At 70.8% G+C, this 22,394-nt stretch carries 8 protein-coding genes; 1 reads left to right on the top strand and 7 read right to left on the bottom strand.

The annotated features are described in order from the left end of the window. Positions 1 to 80: 80 nt before the first annotated feature. Entirely contained in the window at positions 81 to 2,048 is a 1,968-nt protein-coding gene (gene asnB, locus WS45_RS07205; protein WP_059699079.1) for an asparagine synthase (glutamine-hydrolyzing), read from the top strand. A 15-nt stretch (positions 2,049 to 2,063) separates the two neighbouring features. Here the strand turns inward: asnB and WS45_RS07200 are convergent, their stop codons facing one another. From WS45_RS07200 to WS45_RS07170, 7 genes are all read right to left on the bottom strand, one after another. Then, positions 2,064 to 15,506, bottom strand: coding sequence for an LWXIA domain-containing protein (locus tag WS45_RS07200; protein WP_059699077.1), 13,443 nt, complete (start codon positions 15,504 to 15,506; stop codon positions 2,064 to 2,066). 234 nt (positions 15,507 to 15,740) lie between these two features. Next, complete coding sequence (locus tag WS45_RS07195; protein WP_059526737.1) at positions 15,741 to 16,535, bottom strand: lytic transglycosylase domain-containing protein; 795 nt, start codon at positions 16,533 to 16,535, stop codon at positions 15,741 to 15,743. Further along, positions 16,532 to 17,206, bottom strand: coding sequence for a type III secretion system export apparatus subunit SctR (sctR, locus tag WS45_RS07190; RefSeq protein ID WP_044847619.1), 675 nt, complete (start codon positions 17,204 to 17,206; stop codon positions 16,532 to 16,534). Before sctR ends, WS45_RS07195 begins: the two co-directional genes overlap by 4 nt. 3 nt (positions 17,207 to 17,209) lie before the next feature. Continuing rightward, on the bottom strand, positions 17,210 to 18,388 hold the full coding sequence (sctQ, locus tag WS45_RS07185; protein ID WP_059699075.1) for a type III secretion system cytoplasmic ring protein SctQ: 1,179 nt from the start codon (positions 18,386 to 18,388) through the stop codon (positions 17,210 to 17,212). 359 nt (positions 18,389 to 18,747) lie between these two features. Beyond that, positions 18,748 to 19,146 carry a winged helix-turn-helix domain-containing protein gene (locus WS45_RS07180; protein ID WP_059526731.1) on the bottom strand — a complete coding sequence of 133 codons (399 nt, stop codon included), beginning with the start codon at positions 19,144 to 19,146 and terminating at the stop codon, positions 18,748 to 18,750. A gap of 449 nt (positions 19,147 to 19,595) precedes the next feature. After that, positions 19,596 to 21,806 carry a xanthine dehydrogenase family protein molybdopterin-binding subunit gene (locus tag WS45_RS07175; protein WP_059699073.1) on the bottom strand — a complete coding sequence of 737 codons (2,211 nt, stop codon included), beginning with the start codon at positions 21,804 to 21,806 and terminating at the stop codon, positions 19,596 to 19,598. Positions 21,807 to 21,808: 2 nt separating this feature from the next. After that, entirely contained in the window at positions 21,809 to 22,270 is a 462-nt protein-coding gene (locus WS45_RS07170) for a (2Fe-2S)-binding protein (protein WP_059468378.1), read from the bottom strand. Between the last annotated feature and the right edge of the window lie 124 nt (positions 22,271 to 22,394).

Genomic DNA, 22,394 nt, shown 5'->3' with positions numbered 1-22,394 from the left:
GGCTCGACCGTCAGCCGGGCGGCGGGCCGCGAGGTTGCGCCGCCGCTGACGGACCAGGTCAACAGAGGCAGACAAATCAAATGTGCGGAATCGACGGCTTTCTGAATAGCGTCGCCTTCGATGAGGAGACAGCGCGCGGCACGCTCGCGCGAATGACGGCGAGCGTCGCGCATCGCGGGCCCGACGGGCAGGGCCTCTGGGTCGACCCGGAGGCTGGCATCGCCCTCGGTCACCGGCGGCTTGCGATCGTCGATCTGTCGGTCCACGGCCGGCAGCCGATGGCATCCGCGTGCGGCCGCTACGTCATGGTCTTCAACGGCGAAATCTACAACCATCGCGAGTTGCGCGCGGAGCTCGAGCGCGCGGGGCGCGCACCGGCGTGGCGCGGCCACTCCGACACCGAGGTGCTGATCGCGGCGATCGTCGCGTGGGGCGTCGAGGCGACGCTGCGGCGCGCGACCGGCATGTTCGCGTTCGCGCTGTGGAACCGCGCGTCGCGGGTGCTGACGCTCGCGCGCGACCGGATCGGCGAGAAGCCGCTCTACTACGGCCGGATCGGCGACGCACTGGTGTTCGCGTCGGAGCTGAAGGCGCTGCGGGGCTATCCGGGCTTTGACGGCACGATCGATCGCGACGCGCTGTGCCTGTACCTGCGCCAGTCGAGCGTGCCGGCGCCGCATACGATCTATCGCGGCATCAGCAAGCTGCCGCCGGGCACCTTCATCCAGTTCGAGCATGCGCGCGACACGCCGCGCGTGCGCGCGTACTGGACGCTCGAGCAGGCGATCGAAGCGGGCCGCGAGCGGCCGTTCGAGGGCAGCGCCGACGAGGCGGTCGGGCAGCTCGACACGGTTCTGCGCCAGGCGGTTGCGCGGCAGATGGCAGCCGACGTGCCGCTCGGCGCGTTCCTGTCGGGCGGAATCGATTCGTCGGCGATCGTCGCGCTGATGCAGGCGCAGTCGGCGAATCCGGTCGACACGTTCACGATCGGCTTTCACGAGGCCGGTTACGACGAAGCCGGCTACGCGAAGGCGGTTGCGCGCCATCTCGGCACGCGCCACACCGAGCTTTACGTGACGGCCGACCATGCGCTCGGCGTCGTGCCGAAGCTGCCGGCGATCTACGACGAACCATTCGCCGACGCCTCCCAGATTCCGACCTTCCTCGTGTCCGAGCTGACGCGCCGGCACGTGAAGGTGAGCCTGTCCGGCGACGGCGGCGACGAGCTGTTCGGCGGCTATACGCGCTATTTCCTGACGCCGCGCCTGTGGCGCAAGCTGCATCGCGTGCCGGCGGCGGTGCGCGCGCGGATCGCCGCCGCGCTGCACGCGCTGCGCCCCGATCACGCGGACCAGCTCGCGGCGGTCGCGCAGGGCGCATGGGGCGGTGTGGAAGCGCGCGACTCGGCGACCCGCATCGGCGACCGGCTGCACAAGCTCGGCCACGTGATGACGGCCGAGAGCCGCATCGGGCTGTACCGGCTGCTGATGTCGTCGGTGCATCATCCGGAGCGCATCGCGCTCAGCGGCCAGGAGCCGCCGACGCCGCTCGATACGGTGTCCGCATGGCCCGCGAACCTGAGCTTCGCCGAGCAGGCGATGGCGATCGACACGCTCACGTACCTGCCGACCGACATTCTCGCGAAGGTCGATCGCGCGGCGATGGCGGTCAGCCTCGAGACGCGCATGCCGTTCCTCGACCATCACGTCGTCGAATTCGCGTGGCGGCTGCCCGCGTCGGTGCGCTTGCCGGAAGGGCAGTCGAAGGCGCTGCTGCGCCGGCTGCTTTACCGGTACGTGCCGCCGGCGCTGATCGACCGGCCGAAGCAGGGCTTCTGCGCGCCCGTCGATCACTGGCTGCGCGGCGCGTTGCGCGACTGGGCCGACGCGCTGCTGCAGCCGTCGCGGCTGCGCGACGAGGGCTTCTTCGATGCGGCGGCCGTCGAGCGGCTGTGGCGCCAGCATCAGGCGGGCCGGATGAACTGGCAGCACCAGCTGTGGACGGTGCTGATGTTCCAGGCGTGGCTGGAACATCAGCGGGCGGCGTAACGCGCGGCGCAGATTTCAGCCCACGATCAGGGGCGTGCCGATCGACAGGCGGTTCGGATCGTGCGCGACCGACGGATTGAGCTGCAGGATCTCGTTGAGCGCGCGCGCATCCTGTTCGCCGCGCGTCATCGTCTGCTGATCGGCGCGCGACACGTGCGCGGCATCGAGCAGCGACTGACGATGCTGGTCGGCGACGACCCACAGCGAATCGCCTTCGACGACGATGTAGGGCTGCGCGCTGGACGTGCTTGGCGTGCTCGGCGTGCTCGATGTACCCGACGGGGCAGTCGGCGTTGCCGGCGTCGTCGGCGCCACGTGCACATGCGTGCCTGACGGCGGCCCCGGCGGCGGCCCCGGCGGTTTGGTCGAGCCCGTCGGCGGCGTCGATTTGCCGCTGCCGCTGCCGCCGAACGCCGTATAGAGCCAGTTGCCGACGTAGATGCCGATTGGCGCGAGCAGCAGGATCGTCGGCATCTTGCCGGTGACGCGCTTCGTCAGGTTCGGGAAATGCGTGTCGGTGCGTGCGAGCGCGAGCAGCGTCGCGGAGCTCAAGGACGAAATCGCCATCGGCAGGTTCGCGTGAATCGTCGGCGCCGAGCCGACGAACGGCCCGATGTAGCCGCCCGCGATGCTCGCGAGGTCGGAGGCGGTGTCGATGAAGCGCACGACGCGGCTGCGCCGCTCGATGCTCAGGTGCGTGAACGCGCTCGCCTGAACGAGCCCCGTGTAGGTGAGGCCGAGCAGCGCGCCGGCGGTGCCGAGGAACGGCACCAGCGAAGGATCCTGGAGCAGCGTATGCAGCGACAGCTCGCCGAGGCTCGCGTAGCCGGCGATCGCCGCCGTGCGGCCGACCTTGCCGAGGAAGCGGCGCGGATTGCCGTGATGGAGCTGCTGGATCGACGTGCCGGCCAGCACCCCCTGCATCTGCTGGACCATGTCGTTCGCGATCAGCTTCGTGTATTCGACCGTCTTGTCGGCGGGCAGCGACTGCCTGCGATGCAGTTCGAGCTGCAGGTTGATCTTCGCGCGGCCTTCGTCCGCCAGCCGGATCAGCGACGCGCGACGCTGGTCCTCGTGCATCCGGTGTGCCGACAACTGGTTGTTGAGGCCGCTCATGAAGCGGTCGATCACGTGGTTGAAGAGCCGCGGATCGCCGCTTTGCAGCGCGCGCAGCGTGTCCTGATGCAACGCCTGGACGAGACGGCCGGTCCGCACGCCGACGAACGTCGTGTTGGCCGCCTGCCTGTAGTTCGTCGGCGTGAGGCCGATGTGATGGACGGCGACGCCGGCGCCGATGCCGACCATCCCGGACAGCACGTTCTTCCAGTTGAGCAGCGACCACGAGCGCTCCACCTGCTGCAGGCGCAGCGCATTCAGTTCGGCGTAGGCGGCGAGCGGATCGTCCGCCGCGACGTGCGCGACCGCCTGCGCGCTGACGAGCCGGCTGTCGCTGACGGGCAGCGAGTCGTCGACGATCAGTGCCGGTTGCCGGACGATCTCGCGCCACGGCGCGAGCGGCGCCGGGCCGCTCTGGCCGGGCCGCAGCGTCGTGTCCTGGCCGGGTGCGCGAAGCCGCGCGCCGACGCTCGCCAGCCAGGTCTCGGTGAACTTGCGTCCCGGCGCGTCCGCCTTTGGTGCGGATTGCCGGTTTGCCGCCCAGGCCCGGGTCGCGAACGTCGACGTCGCGTAGCGCGCGCGATTCAGCAGCCGCGTCGTGTTGCCTTCGTAGATCCCCTGCCGCAAGGCCGCGATCGCGTCGGGCGGCAGGCCCCTGGCGCGGCCGATCCGCTCGATTTCGGCCAGCAGCATCTGGTGCTGGTCCGCCAGCGTGGCGCGGTCGACGCGCTCGAACACGCGCGTCAGCGCATCCGAGCCATGCAACCGCTCGAGCGTGCTTTCGACCGGTTTCGCGCCGGCCCGCGCGGCGGCTTCCGCCTGCGCGCGGTCGACGAGCATCGTGGCCAGCGCGGTCGTCAGTTCCTGATTCGCGATGAAGTCGGCGCCGTGCGTGGCGTACGACAGGCCAACATGCACCCATTTCAGCGTCGGCCGGTCGAGCAGCGAGTTGACGAGCGCCAGATGGCCCGCGCCCGGCACCGGCTCCGGCACGGCATCCCATCCGTGAAACGTCACCATCACGTGCGGCGCGGGGGCGCCCGGATGCGCGTCGGCCCACGATTCGAGCAGCTCGCCGAGGCGTGCGTGATGGTGATAGCCGTCGTTGGTGCCGGCCAGATGCCGGTTGTCCTCCGACGACACGAGCGCGCGCGCGGGCGCCATTTCGAGGCGCAACAGGAAACCCGCCTGCGATGCCGCGTCGAGCCACCGATGCAGATTCGCCTCGGTCAGGTCGTCGAGATGCATGACGGCGCCGTTCTCGCCGGTGATCGTGCCTTCCCAGTAGTCGATCTTCGCGGTCTTCTGGTTGCCGATCGATTTCACGTCGCCGACGAATTCCGGGTCGTGCTTCGCGCCGCGCGTGGCGTTGAGCGTGTGCGGATCGATCGGGATCGTCACGACCGGCATCACGCCGCCGTTGCGCACGATCTGCCGGACGAACGGCGCCGGATCGTCGGACAGCCGGTGCGCGCGGCTCATCGGCACCATGCGGTGCTGCAATGCTTCGCTGGTCCCGAGGAACGCGCGCCGCAGCGCGCGATCGGTGGCCGCGGCCGTGCTCAGGCCACGCTGCGCGCGCTTCCAGAACGGCACCGGCGCATAGCGTGCGCCGCCGCCGGACCAGTCGCGCGCCACGTACAGCGGCATGCCGGTGCCGCGCCACGCGGCTGCGTCGGCCATCATCGCCGGCGGCGGCGCATCGGGCGGCGTGTCGATCAGCTCGAGCGACGCAAGGCGCGGGTCGCGTTCCCGCTTCGCGAGCGCGTCGATCCGTTCGAGGTGCGCAAACAGGCCGGACACGTTGCCGTCGCCGTACAGGCGCTTCCATTCGACGAGCGTCGCGCTGACGAGCGACGGCTGGTAAGGCCTGATCCTGAGCTTCGGGTTGGCGGGCACGGGCTGGCCAAGATGCTTGGCAGCGTCCTTCTCGGTCTTGATCTGCTTCTTCAGCGCGTTGCGCGCGCGGCGCGCGTCACGCGCCTGCTGGCTCGCCCACGTGCGCAGCGAAGCGAACGTGCCGGGCGACTTGTCCCGTTCGATCGCTTCGAGGTGCGCGAGGCGCCGCGTCAGCGCCGCGAGCCGTGTGCCGCGCGCATGCGCGGCCAGTTCGGCGGGCGTCAGTTCGGTCAGCAGCAGATGCACGTTTGCGCCGTATGGGCCGTCGCCGATCGGCGACGACTCGAGCGGCACGCCCGGCGCGGACGGGGTGTGCGGGTCGTGCCACGTCAGCTTGCCGTTCGCGTCGGGCACCAGCATGCCCTCGGGCGCGTCGAGCCGGTCGGTCAGCGGTTCCGCGGTGTCGTAGACGTAGATGTGATGCTTGCCCGCCTCGAGGCCGCCGAATTCGGCGACGCTGAGCAGGTGTACGGCGTTGTGGCCGCTGAAATCGAGTGCCGCGTCCTTGCCGGCGGGCAACACGTTCTTCTCGAACAGCCGCGTAGCCGGATCGACCGCGCGCGTGCCGCCGGCGGGGAGGGCGGCGCCGGTGCGCCCGCGTCCGAGCACCGCGGCGGCGCGGTTGCGTGTCAGCAAGGCGACGCGGCGCGGCGCGTTCAGCGTTCTCGTGAGCCCCAGATGGCCGAGATAGCGCAGGCCCGGCCGCGGCAGCTTGTCGGGCTTTCCGGCTTTCGGCGGCTTGACCGGATCGAAGCGGTTGCCGATCCGTTCGAGCGTCGCCGGGGCGATGCTGCTGACCGCGAACGTCATGCCGCGCGCGCGTGCTCGCGTGAGCGGCACGCCGCGCGATTTGCCGTGCGGCCGCACGCGCACTTGCGCACGTCGCGGGTACGCGCCGGCCAGGGGCCGTTGCGCGACACGGGTGTGCGCCAGGGGCGCGTTCTCCTGGTATTGCCAGACGCCATGGCTGCTGTCGTAGCGTGCGTGGCCGCGAATTTCGCCGCTTGCCTGGTCGACCGCGTAGATCGTGTCGGACTCGGCGGCCGCCGCGATCGCCTTGTGCGCGCTGCGGTAGTGCTTCGTATTGTCCAGCGCGACGATCGCGGCGACGTAGCGGTGGGTCACGCGGCCGGGCTGCGTGAACGTCACCGGCTTGCCGTCGCGCACGGGCTCGATCTTCGCGACCCCGCCGAGCGACCGCAGTTCGTTGAGCGACACCGGCGACGCATGGAACGCGAAGGCCTGGCGGGCGGCCGCGGCCTGCGCGGGATCGGCCGCATCCAGCGCGGTGTCCAGCGCGGCGCCGAGCCATTCCCGTTCGTCCTGCGTCAGCGTGTTGCCGACGAATTTCGGCGGCTTGATCGCGCCGTTCGCATCGATGCGCGCGGACGCGACGAATTCGGGCGCCGCGTCGGGCGTCACCGGGCCGGCGCGCGCAATCAGCAGCTCGGTATCGACGCCGGTTTGCCGCACGAGTGCGCGCAGCGACGGCGCATTCGTGCCGTCGACGCGTCTGAGCGTGCGCATGCCGCGTTCGTCGAGCCACGCGCGCGCCCGCGTCATTTCCGCGCTGTCGATCGCGTAGCGGCCGCGCCGCGCGCCGCCGCGCGCGGGTGCCGCGAGCTTGGCCGGCGCCGGCCGGCCGGCGAATTCGGCGCGCGCCTGCTCGGCGTACAGCGCGCGATAGGTCGGCTTGCCGGGCAGCGACGTGCGCATGTCGCCGAACGTATCGGCGAGCGCATCGAGCGCTGCCTCGTCGCCGCTCGCGAACGCATGCTCCGCCGCGCGGGCGAGCGCCTCCGGAAGTTGCGCGTGCGCGGCGATGTCGGGGCCGCCGGCCGCGAGGATTTCGTCGCGCACGCGACACGCGTTGAGTTGCGCACGCGCTTCCGCGAGCAGCAGGCTCCTCACATACGCGTCGGGGCTGCTGCGGTCGATGCCGAGGGTGTCCGTCGAGATGTCGACGCTGTGCTGCGCCTCGTGCGCGAGCGCGAACACCAGCGTGCCGGCGCGACGCGTGTTGCCGTCGAGGACGATCACGCGCCGCGCCGCGTCCACGTATTGGCCGCCGCCGGGGGCGCCGAGCTTCACCTTCCACCCGTCGCACCGCGCGAGCCGCATCTGTGCCCGCAGCGTCGGCGAACGCGCGGCCAGCGCGTGCGCGTGCAGCTTCAGCACGATGCCGCGGAAGGTCGTGACGACGCGCCCGATCGCGCCGGGCCGCGGCGCATACGCGCCGGCTTCGACGAACGCCGGATGCGCGAGCCGGATACGGCCGGTCGCGATTCCGTCGTGGATCTTCGCGGCGACTTCGTCGATTCGCCCGAGTACGCTGCCGTCCGGGTCGGCGCCGGGCCTGAGGTGGCCGGGATCGTGCAGCATCACGTCGCCGTTGCGGCCGAACAGCACCTGGAAGTCGTACAGCAGATGGTGCGTCTGCGTGACGCGGCGGATCCGCTCGAGGTCGGCCAGACCCGTGCCCGACACCACGCTCGGCAGGCCGATGTCGAGCTCCACGTCGACGCTGCTGAGCTGCGCGGACGGCTTCAGCACGACCGCGACGCGGTTTCCGACGGTGAACGGTCCGTCGGTGGTGCTGGTCGGCAACTTGTAGACGTCGTGCAGCATCGCGAGCCCGCTCTGTTCGAGATCGACGGCCGCATGGGCGTCGGCGACGCCATCGGCCGAGTCGTCGCGGTACACGCCGATCGCCTGTCCGGCGCCGCCGTCGAACACGGTCTTGTCCGCTCCCGAGCCCAGCACCGGCCCGAGGAAATCCGCCGGATCGGCGCGCCTGGCGGGATCGTCGCCGAGATGGAGATGGCCGTGCACGGGGTCGACCGACAGCTCGCCGAGCGACGGCTGGCGATACGCGGCCGGCACGTAGCGGTTCATTCCGGACAGGTCGGTCAACGCGCCCGCCGCGCCGACCGCGTCCGGATGCGCGGTGTAGATCGCGCGCTGCCACAGGTTCGTGAGCTGCGCGGCCGCGCCTTCGTTCGCATGCCGCGCCGACAGGATCGTCGTATAGCCCGGGTCGGACGGCGGCGGATTGAGCAGCGTGAACGTGTGCGGATCGACGGGCTGCCCGTCGGGGCCGAGCAGCGTGCCGTCGGGCAGCGTCTCGGCGGGCACGATCGCGAGACGCGTGACCGGATCGATCAGGGTGCGGCCGTCGCGCAGGAACGACAGCGTATCGAGCGGCGGCGGGCCGCCGGCGCCGAACGGCGACGCGTCGCGCGCCGCGTTGGCCTGCGACCACGCCGCACGCTGCGCCTGGATCTCGCGCATCGTGTGCGGCCCGTCGTTCGCGTCGCCGCGCGTGGCGCGTGTTTCCGGCGCCGGCATCGCGCGCATGCCGCGTGCCTTTGCACGCGCGTGCGCGTCGCCGTAGAACGTCGTGTACGTCTTGCCGCCGGTGCCCGACACAGCCGCATCGGCGAACGCATCGGCGAGCCGCGCGACGGCGACTGCGGGATCGGTCGACGGTTGCCACGCGTCGGCTTCGCGCTGCAGCGCATCGGGCAACCGCACCGTCGCGGCGATGTCGATGCCGCTCGTCAGCTTGATTTCGTAACGTGCCTCGAATGCGTTGATCTGCGCGCGTGCCTCGGCTTCGAAGGCCGTCCGCGAGAAACGGCCGCGGTCGCTGTAGTCGAGCCCGAGCGTGCCTTCGATCGCCTCGACCGCATGCTTGGTCTCGTGCGCGAGCACGTACGTCATCGATTCGGGGTCGGCCAGCGCGCCGTCGATCGTCACGCGCCTGTGCTTCGTATCGATCCGGCTGCCGCCGCCGCGCTTGCCGACGCGCACGCGCCAGCCGTTGGCGTCGAGCATGCGCAATTGCGCCGCGAGCGTGTCCGACTGCAGCGCGAGCGTGGTGACGGCGTCGGGCAGCGGCACGCCGCCGACGCGCATCCGCACGCGCATGATCGGCGACGGCTTCTGCACGAACGCGTCGGGCGGCAGCGCTCCGTCACGTTGCGCGAGCGTGGTGCCGGTTTCATTCGACTGGAGCCAGCGTAGGACGCCGCGCTCGATTTCCGCGAGCCGCGACAGCGACATCTGGTGCGATCCGTAGTCGTCGCGGCGAATCCGTCCGGGGTCGCTGACCAGGAAGTCGCCCGAGCGCGTGAAGATGCCCTGCAGGTCGAAGCCGATGCCGGACTGGTGGAGCACATCGTGCAGCCGCAGGATGTTCTGGATTCCCGCGCGCGAGATGTAGGACGGCAGGGCGCCTGTCGCGAACGCGTCGCTGTGGAACACGCCGAGCGGGTGGACCAGCGCGGAGACGATGCCGCCCAGCGAGCGAAACGGACCGTGCAGCTGCACGGTGCGTATGCCCAGCGCTTCGAGTTCCTGAAGCGCCTGACGTTCGGCGTTCACGAGCTGCTCGTCGGCCGCGCGCCGTGCGTCGAGCGATTCGGGCGCCTCCCGCGGCGCCAACGGCGTGGGGCCGTGATCGACCGTGACGAGCGCCGCGTCGTCGCCGAGCGCGAACGCGGTCTTGCGCGCGCCCGCGCCAAGCAGTGCGCCGACGTTGTGCTCGACGTCGATCCGCGTGCCCGGATCGCCGGCGAGATGGACGCCCTCGGCGTCGGCCGCGAGTTCGCCGAGGGCGTGCGGCGCCGCGGGCGCCGGGTCGAAGCGGTGGAACACGCGCGTGTCGAGCACGGCCGCGTCGTCGCCGACGGCACGCTCGGGCGGCGCGTAGACGGCGCGCTGCAACACGTTCGCGAGCCGCGCGGCGGTTTCATTGCCGCCGTGCTTCGCGGACAGCACGATCGTGTCGGCGTCCTTGACCAGCCTCCACGGCGCCTGGGCGAGCGTGTATTCGTGCACATTGGCCGGCTCGCCGTCGACGAGCAGCGTGCCGTCCGGCAGCGTGTCCGCGTGCAGCACGAGGAGGTTGCGATCCGGCAATCGCGCCGTGTGCCCGTCGCGGTGCGCGTGCAGGTCGGCCGCGTCGGGTACCGGGCGGCCGTCGCCGAACGGCGACGCGAGCACCGCATGCGCGTGGCTCCACGCGGTGCGCGCGTCGAGGTGTTGCCTGCCGTCCGGCGCGTCGCCGGCGGCGTGCATGCGCGGCGCGGGCATGCGGCGCGGAATGCCGCCGCGGCGCTTCTGGTGCGCCCATACGTCGTCGTAGAACGCGCTGAAGGTCTGCCCGTCACGCCCGGACACCGGCGCATCGGCGAACAGGTCGGCGAGCCGCCCGACCGTTCCCGTGTAATCGCCCGACGTGCGCTGCCAGTCGACGCCCTCGCGCGCGATCCCTTCGGGCAGATGCGCGTGTTCGGCGATGTCGACGCCGCTCGAGAGGGCGATCTCGTAGCGCGCCTCGAACGCGTTGATCTGCGCGCGCGCCTCCGCTTCGAGGGCCTTGCGCGTGAAGCGGCCGCGATCGCCGTAGTCGGGCTTCAGCACGCCGTGCATCGCTTCCACCGCTTGTCGCGCCTCGCCGGCGAGCGTGTACGTGATGCTGCCGGGATCCTTGAGCGCGCCGTCGATCGTCATGCGGCGCCTGCGCGGATCGATGTAGCTGCCGCCGCCTCGCTTGCCGACCTTCACGCGCCAGCCGGCGTCGTGGAGCATGCGCAGTTGCGTCACGAGGGTCGCCGACTGCATCGCAAGCGCCTGCACGGCCTCGGGGAGCGGCGCACCGCCGAAACGGAACTGCACCTGCGTGAACCGGCCGGGGTGATCCGGCGCGGCCGCTTCGGGCGGCGCGGCTTCCGTCAATTCCGGGTGCGCCGCCGCGAGATCGGTATCGGTCAGCGCCGCGGCGTCGCTCGTCGTTGCGGATCGCGGCTTTGCGCCGTCCGCGCGCGCGGCGGGCGCCGCGCGGGATTCGTCCGGCGCCGTCCCGTCGCGGGCAGGCGCACGCTGCGCCGCATCGGTGCGTTCCGGGCGGATCAGCACGAGCACCCGGTTCGGCGGGCTGAACCTGCCGTCGAGCGCGTTCACCGGTTGACGCGTCGCGGCGGGTTGCGGCACCGTAGGCTCGTTCGGGCCGCGCCTGCCGGCGAGCACGATCACCGTATCGTCGCCTGGGTTGCGTGGCGAACTCGCGTGCGGCGTTTCGTCGGCGGCCACATGGCCGGCAGCCGCCCCGGTGTCCGGCGCGGGGTCGAAGCGGAGCACGCGCGCATCGGGGCGCAACTGGCCATCGGTGCCGAACGCATCGGGCGCGGCCGCATAAATGGCCTTCTGCCAGCGGTTCGCGAGTTCGGGCGCGAGTAGCCCGTCGTGTTCGCCCGCGACGACGATGACGGGTTCGTCGAGGTCCTGCGGACGGACACCGCCGACAGCGGGGGCGTCCGCTTCGGCGCCGTCGCGGACGATGTACACCGTGCGGTCGCCGATCTTCATCGGTTCCGCGCGCGGCCCGCGCGGTACCGCGATGCCGGCCGGGTCGGACGTCGCCGGACGGGTGGCGGGCGCCTCGTCGGCGAGATCGACGACCCGGACGTCGACGCGCGGTCGCGCGGCCCCGGGCGTCTCGCGATTGCCGGCGCCGGCCGGCGTATCGGTGTCGAGCGGACGATATCGCATCGCGTGCGCGTCGGCGCTGCGGCGGTTGCTGCCTGCATTCGTTGCGTGATCGGCATCGCTTTCGTCGCGCTGCTCGTCGATGCGTGCGCGTTCCTCGCTCGTGCGCCGCGTGCTGCGCGCGTCGGTCGCGGCGCTCGCCGTGTCGTCCTGCGTCGTCGTCTGCGCGAGGCTGCGTGCCGTCTGTTCGCCGCCGTTCTCGGCGGTGTACGCGTCGCGCGCCTGCTGCAACGCGCTGTCGAGCAGATCGAGCCGCGTTCTCGCCGCGATCTTCGGCGTCGTGCTCATCCGGCCGCCCGGGCCGAACGACAGGCTTTCACCCGTGTCGGTCAGCGAGTCGATGCGCGTGCCGTTGGTCCAGTTCTTGTCGGAAACCGAAGCGAGCGACAGTTTTCCGTCCGCGCCGAGCACGACGGATTCGCCCGTCGGCAACGCCTTGCGCGACGCGTTGTCGAGCATGCGGATCGGCTTGCCGTCATAGGTCAGCACGTTGTCGCCGACCATCAGCGTGCCGTCGTGCGACACCGTCACGCGCTCGCCGTCGAAGGTCGCGCGATTGCGGCCGGCCGCAAGCGACGCGTCGCCGCCGTTGTTCAGCAGTTGCCGGATCGTCTGGCCGTCGATCGTCACCGCCTTGCCGTCCGTCGTGCGCGCGACGATGCCGGTGCGATTGACGACGCCCGTGACCGCGCGCGCCTTGAGCCCGCCCGCGGCGATCAACGCGACGTTCGTGAGGCCGCCGACGAGCGCCTTGTTGCCCGCGTCGGCATTGCCGCTGAGGTAGTCGGCCCCGGCCTCGAAGAACGACTCGGTCGCACCGGCCACGCCGGTCCCGACCGCGAAGACCTTCGTGGCGCCGCGGAGGAACGACGTCACTTTCGGCATGCGCGTCAGCCCCGTGACGCCGCGCATGAACAGCTTGCTGCCGACGAGCTTCGAGGCCCCCGCCGCGCCCATCGGTATCAGGTTGATGAAATCCGAGCGCGCCCCCGCGTCGCTCAACGGGTTGAAGCTGCGGCCATGGTCTGCACGGTTCGCGAGGTCGAGCGCCGAACTCGTCATCGTCGCGGCGATCGACGTATACGCCATGCCGGTGCCGATGACGTTCAGCGTCGCGCCGAGCGGCAGGCCGAGCACCGTCGCGTCGAGCACGCCGCCGATGCCTTCGAGCACCATCCCGCCGATCAGCATCCCGAGATTGAGCTTGGTGCCCGTCAACGTGTTGAGGAAACTGTCGAAGCCGCTGTCGTGGTGCGCCGCGCGCGACACGATCTGCAGCGTGCCGTCCGCGTTGTGGCCGGTCGCGATGTCGACCGTGCCGTCCGACGACAGTTCGTTGTTGTCGATGTAGTCGTTGATGTCGTGGTACGTGCTGGCCGTCTCGTCCACGAACTGCGTGACGCCTTTGGTGTCCTTGACTTCGAAGAGCGCGGTCGTCTGCATGCCGACGTCTTTCGCGGCATACACGATCGGCCGCACGTTGATCTGCGTGCCGGCGCCGCCACCGATCTTCAGCAGCGTGTTGCGCACGCCGTCGATCGCCGACAGCTTGTCCTTGTTGGTGAAGTGCGTCTGCGGGTCGTTGGCGACCGACGTGGTCGACGAAGGATCGCCGCCGACGTCCGGCGACATGCCGAGCGCGACGCCGATCAGGTTGCGCTGCTGCGTGTCGCTCAGCTTGCCGAAATCGATCGTCGCGCCATTGCCGGTGTTCGCGCCCGCAACGTCGAGCAGCGTGTTCGACATGTCGCTGTGATGCGCCGAATAGAAGTCGCGCGCTGCCTTCTGGTAGTCCTTGTACGCGTCCGAGTGATCGTCCGTCACGTAGCGCAGGCGCTCGTCGAGGCCCGCATCGAACTGGTCCATCAGCACCTGACGATGCGCCAGTTCGCCCATCAACTGCAGCCGCTGCACCGTGTTGTCCGCGTTCTGCGCGTCCTGCTTCGCCTGGTCGAGCTCGCGCTGGTGCGGGTTCGGCAGCGGCGGCGAAAAGGCCGGCAGGATGTCGCCGTCGGCCACTTGCCGGAAGCGCGGCGGTGCCGGATGCGACGCCTGCCAGTCGTCGTATTTCTGCTGGATGTTCGTCAGCGAGTCGTGCTTCTGCGATTGCAGGTCGCGCGCCTGGGCGAGCGCCGCGTTCGTGGCGCGCTCGTTGACCGAATCGGACAGGCGATCGTCGGCCGCGCGGATCGCGCCCGCGACGACGCGCAGGCGTTGCGCGTCGGCCAGCGTCGGGCCGGCGTCCGCCGTGCCGCTCGCCGTCGCATCGCTTTGCGCGGGCTGGAGCGGGCTCGTCACGAACGGCGACGTGCCGAGCGACGGCGTGTCGCCGTTCGGCGTGCCGCCCGCCAGCGGATTCGCTGCCGGATTCGCCGCCGAAAACGGCGATGCGAACAGCGGCGCCGCGCCGGGCAGGTTCGCCGTGCCGTTCGCGGCCGTGCTCCACGGCGGCGCAAACAGCGGCGACGCATTCAGCCAGTTCGGCTGCACGCGGCACATGGTCGGCGGCTTCGCCGTCGCCTTCACCGTCGCCTCGATCTGCGCGGCCTGGTCGTCGTACTGCTGCGCGAGCGATCCGCCATACGCGACGACGAACGCATCGTGCGCGATGCTTGCCTGCTGCTTCGCCAATTGCAGTTGCGTGTACGGGTCGCCCGGATCGTCGTCGAGCCTCGCATGCTTGCCGCGGAAGTTTGCCTGCAGCGTGTCGGCCTGCTGTTGCGTGGACAACATCTGCAGATAGCTGCTGCTCGTGCCTGCGGCGGTCTGCGCGCGATCGAGCGCGGTCTTGTCCTTCTCGATCGCGCCGGGCGCGACGACCGTCGGGCCTTCCTTGCCGTGGTCCGCGTCCGATTGCTGCTGCGCCTGCACGAGCGTCACGTTGTCGTTTGCCGCCGAGAGCGCGGCATTGGCGTAGTTCGCGTCCTTCGCGGCGGTCGTGACGGCCTGCTGCGCGGCGTCCATGGACGCCGGTGCATCCGGCAGCGACACCTCCAGGTTCAGCGGCGCGAGTGCGTCGTTCAGCTTCCCGACGCCGGCGTCGACGGCCGCCTTGTAGTCGGGATCGGCAAGGTATGACTGAAACTGCGTATAGGCGAGATTCGAGTTCGCGATATCCGCGTAGTATTTCGCCTCGCCCGCGGCGGCATGTGCGTCGGCGGTCTGCCAGTCGTCGTACGCGCGGATCTGGACAGGGGTCTTGCAGTCGCTCGCCTGCGGCGCCCAGTTCTTGTCGTTCGGATCGTGCGGGGAGTCGGGGAACAGCGCCTGCAGCGCGGCGAGCTTCTGGTCGGCGAGATTGCGCGCGTCCCCCGGATTCGTGATTTCGCCCGTATCCGACTGCACCATGCCGGCGGGCATGTCGTTCGTCGCCTGTTCGCCGTACAGGATCATGTAGCCCGCGTCGGTGGTGACGTTCAGGTTGCGCTGCGCATCGTCGGCGGCGGCACGCGCCTTCGCGTAGCTGGCCTGGGCGGCATTGCGTTCGTCGGGGGTCGACTCGGGGTCGCGGTTGGCGAGGTGCAGCACGTTCTGCGCGCCCTGCAGCGATTGCGACGCGGTGTCGTATTGCGTCTGCGCGTCCTGGATCGCCTTCTGCACCGCCCGCGTCTTGTCGTTCTCGACCGTGATGTCGGGCGGCGGCGGCCTGTATTGCGCGGCCATGCTCTGGATCAGCGACGTCGCGGATGCGATTTCCGGGTTGGTCGGCTTCGACGGGTCGGTGAACGGCGTGGCCGTCACGGGAATCGGCGGCGCCACGGTCGGGTTGGCCGGGCCGGTCGACGAATCGTCCTTTTGCGGCGGGGGAGGCGGCGCGACGACCGGGTCCAGCGTGTCGGACAGGAAGCGTTGCCAGTTGACGCCCAGTCCCATTCCGTCGATCGACAGCATGCTCGTCTCCCTTACGCGCGCGATGCGCGTCCCGCACGGCGCCACGTGCGCCACGATGCGATCCGACGAGTGTAGGGATACGAATTGCGGCCGGCTCCTCGCCGTTTCGTAGCGCGGCGTGCCGGCCGCCGCGCGCGGCCACGGTGCGCTACGAGACGCGCGCGGCCCCGCGTCGGCGGCGTGCCCGGGGCCGCGCGGCCGATGTTCCCGCCCCGGAAAACGGGCCGCGCGCCGTCACTGGTCGAGGCACCGCACGCACAGCCGCTTCGCCTGGCTCGCCGACAATCCGCGACACATCATCACGACCGGTCGCGCATGGCACGACGGCGCGCCGGCGGAGGCCGCGGGCGACGCGAGCCTGCGCGCGCGCTCCGGCGGTGTGGTCGCGGCCGCGTCCATGCGCCGTTGTCGCGCGGGCGGCGGCATGTCGCGCACCACCGGAATCGGTTCGACGCCGCCTTCGCGCGCGTTGCGCTGCGCGCTCGCGACGACGCGGCTCACATAGCCGCTCGAGAACCCGGTCGTGAAGTTGCCGCTGTAGTAGCACGACAGCGCCGCGCGCAGCGCGGCCTGCGCGGGGCGGCCGGTGTTCGACGAGCGCGCGAAGCATTCGGTCAGGATCGCGCCGCCCGCCCGCAGGTTGCGGCACGGTTCGAACATCGTCGTGTCGTCGAGGCCGTATTTCGCGAAGTTTCGTTCGTTGACCTGAGCGAGGCCGACGCTGTAGCTGAAGCCGCGCGCGGCCAGCTCGCTTGCGGTCGCGCGTGCTTCGTCGAGCGACGCGGGCTGGCGCGTCAGGTGGCCGCCGACCACGCCGATCGCATACGGATTGAAGCCGGATTCGGTGCGCACGAGCGCGGCGAGCGTGTCGGGATCGACGTTCGGCGCGCAGGCGCGCGCGAGCTGCGCGAAGCCCGCGGCGCTGCCCGCCGCGTGCGCGCCGCGCGGCTGCATGCCCGCGCATGCGAGCGTCAGCGCGAGCATCGCGCACAGGCTCGCGACGACGCCGCGCGGGCCGCGCGCGCTCATCCCGCCCCCGCCACGCGATACGACAGCACGAGCCCGTGCACGAGCAGCGACCAGCCGTCGAGCGCGACGAACAGCAGCAGCTTGAACGGCACCGAGATCGTCGTGGGCGAGATCATCTGCATGCCTAACGCGAGCAGGATGTTCGCGACCAGCAGGTCGACGACGATGAACACGATGTAGATCACGAAACCGATCTGGAATGCCTTCGTCAGCTCGGCGAGCGTGAAGCTCGGCACCAGCACGAGCAGGTCGTCGTCCTTGATGCCGTCCGCGCGGTTCTTCGGCCAGACCGACGTCGCGGTGCGCACGAAGAATTCGCGGTCGCGCTGCCGCGTGTGCGACACCAGGAAATCCTTGACCGGCGGCAGCGCGGCATCGGCGAGCGCGCCGATGTCGGCGGTCGACAATTGTCCCGATGCGTCGAAGTGGCGGGCTTGCAGCGCGTCGCGGATCGACATCCCGACCGGCGCCATGATGAACAGCGACAGGATCAGCGCGATGCCGTTGAGCACGAGGTTCGGCGGCACCTGCTGGATCCCGAGCGCGGAGCGCAGCAGGCCGAGCACGACCACGAGCTTCGTGTAGCTCGTCACCATCAGCGCCGCGAACGGCGCGATGCCGAGCGCGGCGATCACCGCGATCAGCGCGACCGGATTCGGCAGGCTGCCCATCGTTCAGCGCTCGCGCGGCGCGGGCTGCGTCAGCGTGACGACGCGCACGCCGAGCTTCTGGCCGACCGCGATCAGATGGCCGGTGCCGATCAGCATCCCGTTCGCGACGAGATGGATCACGCTCTGGTTGATGCCTTGCTGCAGTTCGATCACCGCGCCGGGCTGCAGCGTGCCGAGTTCGCCGAGCGGGATCGACGTGGGCGGCAATTCGAAGCGCAGGTCGACCGCGAGGCCGTCGAGCGAGCGCGGCGCATCGTCGGGCGACGCGTCGTGCGCGCTCGCGGTGGCGGGCGGGGTGTCGGTGCGGGTCGGTTCCAAAGGCATCTCCCTGATTCGTTCGACGGTCAGCCGGGTCCCCGACGGCCGTCCGGTGATCTCCCACGCCGGCGCGGCCGGCACCCGCGCCACGCACAGCAGGTTCTGCTCGTGCGCGCGCCAGCGCTCGATCGCGATGATGTCGCCGCTGACGACGTCGGCCAGCTCGGCCGTCGTCAGCTCGGTGCGGCCGATCTCGAATACCAGCGGCACCGGCAGGCTTGCATACGCGGCGCGCGTGTCGGGCCGCGTGGCCGCCGGCGCCGCGAAGAACACCGCGAGCGCGTCCGGCGCATCGAACAGCAGCGCGCCGTGGCAGCGCCATGCGCCGTCGGCGCGACGCAGTTCGAAGCGCAGCGCGGCCGGCGCGGTGCGCCATGCGGGCACGCTCGCCGGCGGCGGCAGCAGTTCCACGCGCTGCCGTGTCGCGGCCTGCAGCACGGCCGCGAGCGGCGCGGCGAGGTCGGCGAGCAGCGCCGCGCGGATCACGGCCGGCACGGCCGGGTCGGCCGCGTCGCCGAGCCATGCGTTTTCCGCGACCGGATCGATCCACAGCGTGCCGGCGGCCGGGCCGATGACGAAGCGGTACGCGTGCGCGTCGGCGGCCGGTTCGGCGTCGACGCGCCAGCGCACCTCGTACGCGTGTTCGCCGAGCGTGACCGGGACCGCGCCCGTGGCGCCATACGCATGCGACAGCCCGCGCGCGGCGTCGGCGGACAGGCGCGGCAGCCACGGCGACGCGTCGAGCGCGACCGCGGCCGGCGGGGGCGGGATGGCGGGCGCCGCGGCGGGCGGGGTGGCAGCGGCGGGCGAGGCCCGGTTCGCGGCGTCGCCGGCGTCGGCATTCGTCAGGGACAGCGCAGGCACGGCGGGATCGGGGCGGATTCGGCGTTGGTTCGACGGGTTGTTGTGGCCGGCGGCGCAGGGGGCGCGCGGCTGCTGCGTCGATTGTAGGGACGGCGCCGGCCGCGTGCCGCGCCGGAATCCGTAGTCGCGCGCATCCGCCGGCCGCGCGGGCGGCGGCGAGCTACGAAGCCTGCTGCGCGGCGGCGTGGCCGCGTGCGGCGCGTCGCGCGCACAAAGGCAACCGCCGCCCGGAGGCGGCGGTCGTGGCGCGGCGGGGCACGTGTGCCGGGTCGCGCGGCGCCGCACGGCGGACGTGCGGCGCGGTGGGGAGTCTTGCCGGCGCGCCGCGCAGTGGCGGCGCGCAGGTGAGCCGTGACGCGTTACGCGTAGTCGGCAGCCAGCGCCTGCTGCGGCGCGGCGCGCAGGATCGGCGCCGCGTCGTGGCGCTCGACGTGCGTCATGGCCGCGCCGAACAGCACCAGCCGATAGCCGACCGCATAAATCGGGATGATCCGCAGGTTCTTGTCGTGATCGAGCTGCAGCTTCGAACGGATGCGCGAGATGTGGGTGTCGAGCGTGCGCGACGACACGCCGAGCTCGCGGCCCCAGACCGCTTCCTGGATCGCTTGCCGCGGCACGATCTTGTTCATGTTGTCGAGCAGGAATTCGACGACGTCGAATTCACGCGGCGTGACGTCGACGACTTTGTTGTCGATTTCGATCGTGCGGCGCACGAAGTTGATTTTTATATTGTCGATGTACAGGTATTTGCAATCCATGTTGGCCCTCGCATGTCCGTAAAGGAGTGTTTGCGGGTCATGTACCGCAACTTCCGGGCCAGGGATGGTCCGTCAGGCGTCGACGGGGGGGCGGGGGCGGGGCTGGCGGCGCGCCGGCCTTGAATCTAAAAGAATTTTTAACGCGGGATGCGCGGCGCGCTTCGGAAGGGTCGGAGCAACATTGAAGGATTGTTACGTAGCATCCGGGGGAACGTTACGGGCGTTACGGGCGGTGTTACGTGGGGGGAGACTCCCGCCGATCAAGCCGGGCAACGGCCGGACGGTGAAACCGGCATCGAACCGTCCCGCGCCGGACGGATTGCCGCGTCGAATCAATGGGTTGGGGCAGATTTTCGCCGACTTCGAATGCGCCGCCGAGGCCTGCCCCGGCAGAAAGAAAAACCGGCCGCGCGACACTCTCGCCGCGCGGCCGGCGTTTCACTTGCCCGTCAAGCCTTCGCCGTATCGCCCGAATCGAACGGCAGCACGTAATGCCGCTTGCCGGTCGCCGCGAAGATCGCGTTGGCGACCGCCGGGCCCACCGGCGCGACGCCCGGCTCGCCGACGCCGGTCGGCGCCTCGGCCGACGGCACGATATGCACCTCGACCTTCGGCATCTCCGCCATCCGCAGCACGTGATAGCCGTCGAAGTTGCGCTGCTCGACCTGGCCGTCCTTCAGCGTGATCGCGCTGTGGAGCGCCGCGCCGAGCCCGAAGCCGATGCCGCCTTCCATCTGCGCGGCGACGATGTCGGGGTTGATCGCGATCCCGCAGTCGACCGCGCACACCACGCGGTCGACCTTCACCTTGCCGTCGGCGTCGACCGACACTTCCGCGACCTGCGCGACATAGCTCTTGAACGCCTCGGCCACCGCGATCCCGCGCCCGCGGCCCTTCGGCAGCGGCTTCGCCGGATCCCAGCCGGCCTTCTGCGCGGCCAGCTCGAGCACCGCGCGCATCCGCGGCTCCTTCGCGAGCAGGTCGCGGCGGAACAGGTACGGATCCTTGCCGGCCGCGTGCGCGGCTTCGTCGATGAACGCCTCGACCGCATAGGCCGTGTGCGAACTGCCGACCACGCGCCACCACAGCACGGGCAGGCCGACCTGGGTGGTCGTGAGTTCGACCGATACGTTCGGCACCGCGTACGGCAGGTTCGCCGCGCCCTCGACCGACGTCGCGTCGATCCCGTTCTTGACCATGAACGCCTCGAACGGCGTGCCGGCGAGGATCGACTGGCCGACGATCCGGTGGCGCCAGCCGACCAGCTTGCCGTCCGCGGTCAGCCCCGCGTCGAGCTTGTGGAAGTACATCGGGCGATAGAAGCCGCCCTGGATGTCGTCCTCGCGCGTCCACTGCAGCTTGACCGGCTTGCCGTCCGCGCCGAGCGCCTTCGCGATCGACACGGCCTCGACCACGTAGTCCGACCACGCGTTCGCGCGCCGGCCGAAGCTGCCGCCCGCGTACAGCGTGTGGATCCGAACCTGCTCGGGCTTCAGGCCCGCGACCCGGGCGGCGTTGCCCTGGTCGACCGTCTGGAACTGGTCGCCGGCCCAGATCTCGCAGCTGTTCGCGGTCAGCTTGACGACCGCGTCGAGCGGCTCCATCGGCGCGTGCGCGAGATACGGGAATTCGTACGTCGCGCTGACCTTGCGCGCGGCGCCCGCGATCGCCGCGTCGGCATCGCCGTCCTTGCGCGCCGATGCGCCGGGTTTCGCCGCGAGCTGCCGGTACTCGCGCATGATCTCCGCCGACCCGCGCTTCTCGGCGTTCGTTTCGTCCCAGTCGATCTTCAGCGCGTCGCGGCCCTGTTTCGCGGCCCAGAAGCCGGTCCCGACGACCGCGACGCCGCCCGGCACCTGCACGACCGACACCACGCCCGGCACGGCCTTCGCGGCCGTCGCGTCGAACGACTTGACCGTCCCGCCGAAGCGCGGCGGGCGCTGCAGCAGCGCGACGCGCATGCCGGGGAAGGTCGTGTCGAGCGTGAAATGCGCGGTGCCGTTCGACTTGGCCGACCCGTCCACGCGCGGAATGCGATGGCCGATCAGCTTGAAGTCGGTCGGTTGCTTCAGCGTGACCTTGTCGGGCACCGGCAGTGTCGACGCGTCGGCGACCAGCGTGCCGTAGGCGGCCGTCTTGCCGCTCTTCGCGTGCGTGACGACGCCGTTGGCGGTGGTCAGCTCGCCGGCCGGCACCTTCCAGCGCGCCGCCGCAGCCGACACCAGCATCGCGCGGGCCTTGCCGCCCGCTTCGCGCAGTTGCTGCCACGAGTTCGACATGGCCGAGCTGCCGCCCGTGCCCTGCATCGTGCCGAACGCGAGGTTCGCATAGCGTTTCGCGTCGGCCGGCGCGCTTTCGACGCGTACGGTCGACCAGTCGGCGTCGAGCTCCTCGGCGACGATCGTCGCGATGCCCGTGTACGCGCCCTGGCCCATTTCCACGTGTTTCGCGATGACGGTGACCGCGCCGTCGGGGGTGATGCGCAGGAATGCGTTCGGCGCGAAGTCGGCGGCGGGGGCCGTCGCGGCGAGCGCGCGGCGGCCGAGGCCGGCCCATTCGAAACCGATCGTCAGGCTGACGGCGGCCGCGGCGCCCGCGGCCTTCAGAAACGTGCGGCGCGACGGCCGCACCGAATCGCGATTGTCGAGTTCGATCGTCATGGTCAGGCTCCCAGCGTCGCGGCCGCGTCGTGGATCGCGGCCCGGATGCGGGCGTAGGTCGCACAGCGGCAGATGTTGCCGTTCATCGCGGCGTCGATGTCCGCGTCGGTCGGTTTCGGGTTCTGTTCGAGCAAGGCGGTGGCCGACATGATCTGGCCGGACTGGCAATAGCCGCACTGCGGCACCTGCAGCTTCACCCAGGCGGCCTGCACGGCCTGCGCGGGCTTGCTCTGCAGGCCTTCGATCGTGGTGACGTGCTTGCCGGCGATGCCGGCGAGCGGCAGCACGCACGAGCGCACCGCCTGGCCTTCGAGATGGACGGTGCACGCGCCGCACTGCGCCATGCCGCAGCCGAACTTCGTGCCGGTCAGCCCCGCGTGCTCGCGGATCGCCCAGAGGACGGGCATCGACGGATCGGCGTCGAGCGTAACGTTCTTGCCGTTGAGGACAAACGAGGTAGGCATATTGGTATGTCTCCATGGGGAAAACCCGGCATGCGCCCGGTTAGCGGGCAGTGTGCGCGAGCGCGCGTTTTTTGCGTCTACCCAATCCTGCAAATTTATTGAACAATCCTGCAAATCCCCGGCG

This window comes from Burkholderia sp. RF2-non_BP3, from assembly GCF_001522185.1.
Classification (GTDB): Bacteria; Pseudomonadota; Gammaproteobacteria; order Burkholderiales; family Burkholderiaceae; genus Burkholderia; species Burkholderia diffusa.
This window is presented reverse-complemented; position numbering and strand designations above follow the sequence as displayed.

Excerpts from the sequence above, each read along its gene's own strand:
- WS45_RS07195 (WP_059526737.1), bottom strand. The coding sequence starts at position 16,535 with ATGAGCGCGCGCGGCCCGCGCGGCGTCGTCGCGAGCCTGTGCGCGATG.
- sctR (WP_044847619.1), bottom strand. The coding sequence starts at position 17,206 with ATGGGCAGCCTGCCGAATCCGGTCGCGCTGATCGCGGTGATCGCCGCG.
- WS45_RS07170 (WP_059468378.1), bottom strand. The coding sequence starts at position 22,270 with ATGCCTACCTCGTTTGTCCTCAACGGCAAGAACGTTACGCTCGACGCC.
- asnB (WP_059699079.1), top strand. The coding sequence starts at position 81 with ATGTGCGGAATCGACGGCTTTCTGAATAGCGTCGCCTTCGATGAGGAG.
- WS45_RS07200 (WP_059699077.1), bottom strand. The coding sequence starts at position 15,506 with ATGCTGTCGATCGACGGAATGGGACTGGGCGTCAACTGGCAACGCTTC.
- WS45_RS07180 (WP_059526731.1), bottom strand. The coding sequence starts at position 19,146 with ATGGATTGCAAATACCTGTACATCGACAATATAAAAATCAACTTCGTG.
- WS45_RS07175 (WP_059699073.1), bottom strand. The coding sequence starts at position 21,806 with ATGACGATCGAACTCGACAATCGCGATTCGGTGCGGCCGTCGCGCCGC.